The organism is Arthrobacter sp. 4R501 (assembly GCF_002929755.1).
Classification (GTDB): Bacteria; Actinomycetota; Actinomycetes; order Actinomycetales; family Micrococcaceae; genus Arthrobacter.
This window is the reverse complement of record NZ_PJIW01000040.1, coordinates 1-5,723: the sequence shown is the minus strand read 5'-3', so window position 1 is coordinate 5,723 and position 5,723 is coordinate 1. Positions and strand designations below refer to the sequence as shown.

General features: G+C 55.0%; 3 rRNA genes. All 3 read right to left on the bottom strand.

The window, feature by feature from the left end:
* Positions 1 to 8 precede the first annotated feature (8 nt).
* A 5S ribosomal RNA gene (gene rrf / locus CXR02_RS21740) occupies positions 9 to 125 on the bottom strand.
* A 236-nt stretch (positions 126 to 361) separates the two neighbouring features.
* Positions 362 to 3,499: ribosomal RNA gene (locus CXR02_RS21735) — 23S ribosomal RNA — on the bottom strand.
* 509 nt (positions 3,500 to 4,008) lie between these two features.
* Positions 4,009 to 5,534, bottom strand: a 16S ribosomal RNA gene (locus CXR02_RS21730).
* The 16S, 23S and 5S rRNA genes sit together here, the layout of an rRNA operon.
* Between the last annotated feature and the right edge of the window lie 189 nt (positions 5,535 to 5,723).

The window sequence follows — 5,723 nt, the reverse complement described above, 5'->3', positions numbered from 1 at the left end:
TAATGATGTTCCGGCGGTGACCTACTCTCCCACACCCTCCCGGGTGCAGTACCATCGGCGCTGTGGGTCTTAGCTTCCGGGTTCGGAATGGGACCGGGCGTTTCCCCCACGCTATGACCGCCGTAACCCTTGCTCCACACCCGTTGGCTGTGCCGTGGGGTGGGAAATCTGTGGTTACAACATGCTTCCTGCCGGTTAAGGCAGGTGTGGTGTTGTTATTGTGTTGTGTTTTGTTCCTGTGCAACGGTGCCGCGGGTAGCGGGTTTGTTGTTTGGGAACCACATAGTGGACGCAAGCAGTCTTGTTTTCTTTTTACCACCCCGTACCGTAAACGCTTTTGAACCGTTTGCGGGGGTGGTGTGTGGTGTAAGTTATCGGCCTATTAGTACCGGTCAGCTTCACGAGTCGTTAGTCCTCGCTTCCACATCCGGCCTATCAACCCAGTGGTCTGGCTGGGGGCCTCTCACACACAAGGTGTATGGAAATCTCATCTCGAAGCGAGCTTCCCGCTTAGATGCTTTCAGCGGTTATCCCATCCGAACGTAGCTAATCAGCGGTGCACTTGGCAGTACAACTGACACACCAGAGGTTCGTCCGTCCCGGTCCTCTCGTACTAAGGACAGCCCTTCTCAAATTTCCTGCGCGCGCAGCGGATAGGGACCGAACTGTCTCACGACGTTCTAAACCCAGCTCGCGTACCGCTTTAATGGGCGAACAGCCCAACCCTTGGGACCTACTCCAGCCCCAGGATGCGACGAGCCGACATCGAGGTGCCAAACCATGCCGTCGATATGGACTCTTGGGCAAGATCAGCCTGTTATCCCCGAGGTACCTTTTATCCGTTGAGCGACGGCCATTCCACAATGTACCGCCGGATCACTAGTCCCGACTTTCGTCCCTGCTCGAGATGTCTCTCTCACAGTCAAGCTCCCTTGTGCACTTACACTCGACACCTGATTGCCAACCAGGCTGAGGGAACCTTTGGGCGCCTCCGTTACTTTTTAGGAGGCAACCGCCCCAGTTAAACTACCCATCAGGCACTGTCCCTGACCCGGATTACGGGCCGAAGTTAGATGTCCAAAGTGACCAGAGTGGTATTTCAACGATGACTCCACCCGAACTGGCGTCCGGGCTTCAACGTCTCCCACCTATCCTACACAAGCCACTCCGAACACCAATACCAAACTATAGTAAAGGTCTCGGGGTCTTTCCGTCCTGCTGCGCGTAACGAGCATCTTTACTCGTACTGCAATTTCGCCGAGTTTATGGTTGAGACAGCGGGGAAGTCGTTACTCCATTCGTGCAGGTCGGAACTTACCCGACAAGGAATTTCGCTACCTTAGGATGGTTATAGTTACCACCGCCGTTTACTGGGGCTTGAATTCTCAGCTTCGCCCGTAAGGGCTAACCGGTCCTCTTAACCTTCCAGCACCGGGCAGGAGTCAGTCCGTATACATCGTCTTGCGACTTCGCACGGACCTGTGTTTTTAGTAAACAGTCGCTTCCCCCTGGTCTCTGCGGCCCCGATCCCCTCCCACCAGCAAGTGGTGTTCAAGGTTGGGGCCCCCCTTCTCCCGAAGTTACGGGGGCATTTTGCCGAGTTCCTTAACCATAATTCTCTCGATCGCCTTAGTATTCTCTACCTGATCACCTGTGTCGGTTTGGGGTACGGGCGGCTAAAACCTCGCGTCGATGCTTTTCTCGGCAGCATAGGATCACCAAATCCCCCCGTGAGGGGGTCCCATCAGATCTCAGGCATCATGAACGGCGGATTTGCCTACCGTTCGCCCTACATCCTTAGACCGGGACAACCATCGCCCGGCTTGGCTACCTTCCTGCGTCACACCTGTTAATACGCTTGCCTCCCAGGATCAGGTCCCGCGCTCCACCAAAACCCACATCACCCCGAAGGGTGGGCGGGCAGGTATCGGGCGGTTAGTATCCCCTGTTCAACATGGACGGTTTTTCGCCGGTACGGGAATATCAACCCGTTGTCCATCGACTACGCCTGTCGGCCTCGCCTTAGGTCCCGACTTACCCAGGGCAGATTAGCTTGACCCTGGAACCCTTGATCATTCGGCGGACGGGTTTCTCACCCGTCTTTCGCTACTCATGCCTGCATTCTCACTCGTGTAGGCTCCACCGCTGGTTTACACCGCGACTTCACTGCCCACACGACGCTCCCCTACCACTCCAGACGCCTGAACCAACCCACAAGGGGCGGCTTAGCTAATATCTGAAATCCACAACTTCGGCGGTGTACTTGAGCCCCGCTACATTGTCGGCGCGGAATCACTTGACCAGTGAGCTATTACGCACTCTTTTAAGGATGGCTGCTTCTAAGCCAACCTCCTGGTTGTCTTCGCAACTCCACATCCTTTCCCACTTAGCACACGCTTAGGGGCCTTAGTTGGTGGTCTGGGCTGTTTCCCTCTCGACTATGAAGCTTATCCCCCACAGTCTCACTGCTGCGCTCTCACTTACCGGCATTCGGAGTTTGGCTGACGTCAGTAACCTTGTAGGGCCCATTAGCCATCCAGTAGCTCTACCTCCAGCAAGAAACACGCAACGCTGCACCTAAATGCATTTCGGGGAGAACCAGCTATCACGAAGTTTGATTGGCCTTTCACCCCTACCCACAGCTCATCCCCTCCATTTTCAACTGAAGTGGGTTCGGTCCTCCACGACGTCTTACCGTCGCTTCAACCTGGCCATGGGTAGATCACTTCGCTTCGGGTCTAGATCACGCCACTGCAACGCCCTATTCAGACTCGCTTTCGCTACGGCTTCCCCACACGGGTTAACCTCGCGACGTAACACTAACTCGCAGGCTCATTCTTCAAAAGGCACGCCGTCACAACTACAAGGTTGCTCCGACGGATTGTAAGCACACGGTTTCAGGTACTGTTTCACTCCCCTCCCGGGGTACTTTTCACCTTTCCCTCACGGTACTGGTCCGCTATCGGTCATTAGGGAGTATTTAGGCTTATCAGGTGGTCCTGACAGATTCACACGGGATTTCTCGGGCCCCGTGCTACTTGGGATACTCTCCAGGCGGCACAAAACATTTCGGTTACGGGGCTCACACCCTCTCTGGCCGGCCTTTCAAGACCGTTCACCTATGCCTGCACATCACACCTCACCAGTCCGGCAGAACTGGTATGGAAAGTCCCACAACCCCGACCATGCAACGCCCGCCGGCTATCACACATGGAACGGTTTAGCCTGATCCGCGTTCGCTCGCCACTACTGACGGAATCACTATTGTTTTCTCTTCCTGCGGGTACTGAGATGTTTCACTTCCCCGCGTTCCCTCCACGCACCCTATGTGTTCAGATGCGGGTCACCAGGCAGATCGCTCCCCTGGCGGGGTTTCCCCATTCGGACACCCTGGGATCACAGTCCGGTTATCGACTCCCCCAGGCTTATCGCAGATTCCTACGTCCTTCTTCGGCTCCTAATGCCAAGGCATCCACCGTGTGCTCTTAAAAACTTGACCACAAAAGATCAAAAACGCTAATTTTCGAGAGAACCATGAAAACCACCCACACCCCGAAAGAGTGCGGACAGATCCAGGTTCATAATTCTTGGAAATTGCTTCTTATAAAAGATGCTCGCGTCCACTATGTAGTTCTCAAACAACAACCCCAAACCACACACCCCACACACACAAAGTGCGCGCTCGATGCAGCCAGGAAACCAGAAACAAACAAACCCGACAAAACACACCACAACCCAAAAGGCTGCAGCCCATCCCACCGGCCCTGTTGCCTCAGGACCCAACAGTGTGCCAAACACTAAACCACCCACCCCCAACCCACACCGTTCCAGGACACCCCCAAAAGGGAATCCGTACTAGGCAAGGGAAAGAAACAAGCGGCCGCTATTCATTGATATTCCACCCTTGAGCACCCGCCGCAGAACTAGCGTCTGCGCAACGGGCATATACTCCTGACAACCCCTCCACACCCGCATACACGGGGCAAGGTGACTGTAGGTGCTCCTTAGAAAGGAGGTGATCCAGCCGCACCTTCCGGTACGGCTACCTTGTTACGACTTAGTCCCAATCGCCAGTCCCACCTTCGACAGCTCCCTCCCACAAGGGGTTAGGCCACCGGCTTCGGGTGTTACCAACTTTCGTGACTTGACGGGCGGTGTGTACAAGGCCCGGGAACGTATTCACCGCAGCGTTGCTGATCTGCGATTACTAGCGACTCCGACTTCATGGGGTCGAGTTGCAGACCCCAATCCGAACTGAGACCGGCTTTTTGGGATTAGCTCCACCTCACAGTATCGCAACCCTTTGTACCGGCCATTGTAGCATGCGTGAAGCCCAAGACATAAGGGGCATGATGATTTGACGTCGTCCCCACCTTCCTCCGAGTTGACCCCGGCAGTCTCCTATGAGTCCCCGCCATCACGCGCTGGCAACATAGAACGAGGGTTGCGCTCGTTGCGGGACTTAACCCAACATCTCACGACACGAGCTGACGACAACCATGCACCACCTGTAAACCGACCGCAAGCGGGGCACCTGTTTCCAGGCATTTCCGGTTCATGTCAAGCCTTGGTAAGGTTCTTCGCGTTGCATCGAATTAATCCGCATGCTCCGCCGCTTGTGCGGGCCCCCGTCAATTCCTTTGAGTTTTAGCCTTGCGGCCGTACTCCCCAGGCGGGGCACTTAATGCGTTAGCTACGGCGCGGAAAACGTGGAATGTCCCCCACACCTAGTGCCCAACGTTTACGGCATGGACTACCAGGGTATCTAATCCTGTTCGCTCCCCATGCTTTCGCTCCTCAGCGTCAGTTAATGCCCAGAGACCTGCCTTCGCCATCGGTGTTCCTCCTGATATCTGCGCATTTCACCGCTACACCAGGAATTCCAGTCTCCCCTACATCACTCTAGTCTGCCCGTACCCACCGCAGATCCGGAGTTGAGCCCCGGACTTTCACGGCAGACGCGACAAACCGCCTACGAGCTCTTTACGCCCAATAATTCCGGATAACGCTTGCGCCCTACGTATTACCGCGGCTGCTGGCACGTAGTTAGCCGGCGCTTCTTCTGCAGGTACCGTCACTTTCGCTTCTTCCCTACTGAAAGAGGTTTACAACCCGAAGGCCGTCATCCCTCACGCGGCGTCGCTGCATCAGGCTTTCGCCCATTGTGCAATATTCCCCACTGCTGCCTCCCGTAGGAGTCTGGGCCGTGTCTCAGTCCCAGTGTGGCCGGTCACCCTCTCAGGCCGGCTACCCGTCGTCGCCTTGGTGAGCCATTACCTCACCAACAAGCTGATAGGCCGCGAGTCCATCCAAAACCACAATAAAGCTTTCCACCCCCCACCATGCGATGAGGAGTCATATCCGGTATTAGACCCAGTTTCCCAGGCTTATCCCAGAGTTAAGGGCAGGTTACTCACGTGTTACTCACCCGTTCGCCACTAATCACCAGTGCAAGCACCAGGTCATCGTTCGACTTGCATGTGTTAAGCACGCCGCCAGCGTTCATCCTGAGCCAGGATCAAACTCTCCGTTGAAGTAAAACAAAAACGAACACAACCAACACCCCCGGAAATAACGGAAGAAGAAGGCTGCAAAATTTGAAACCAGCTGTAAAAACCAGACCCAATCCACGGGGTGGACAGGCCCAGCCAAAACAACCAATCAATAAAACAATTGGTATCAACAAACTTGGCACACTATTGAGTTCTCAAACAACAGACACA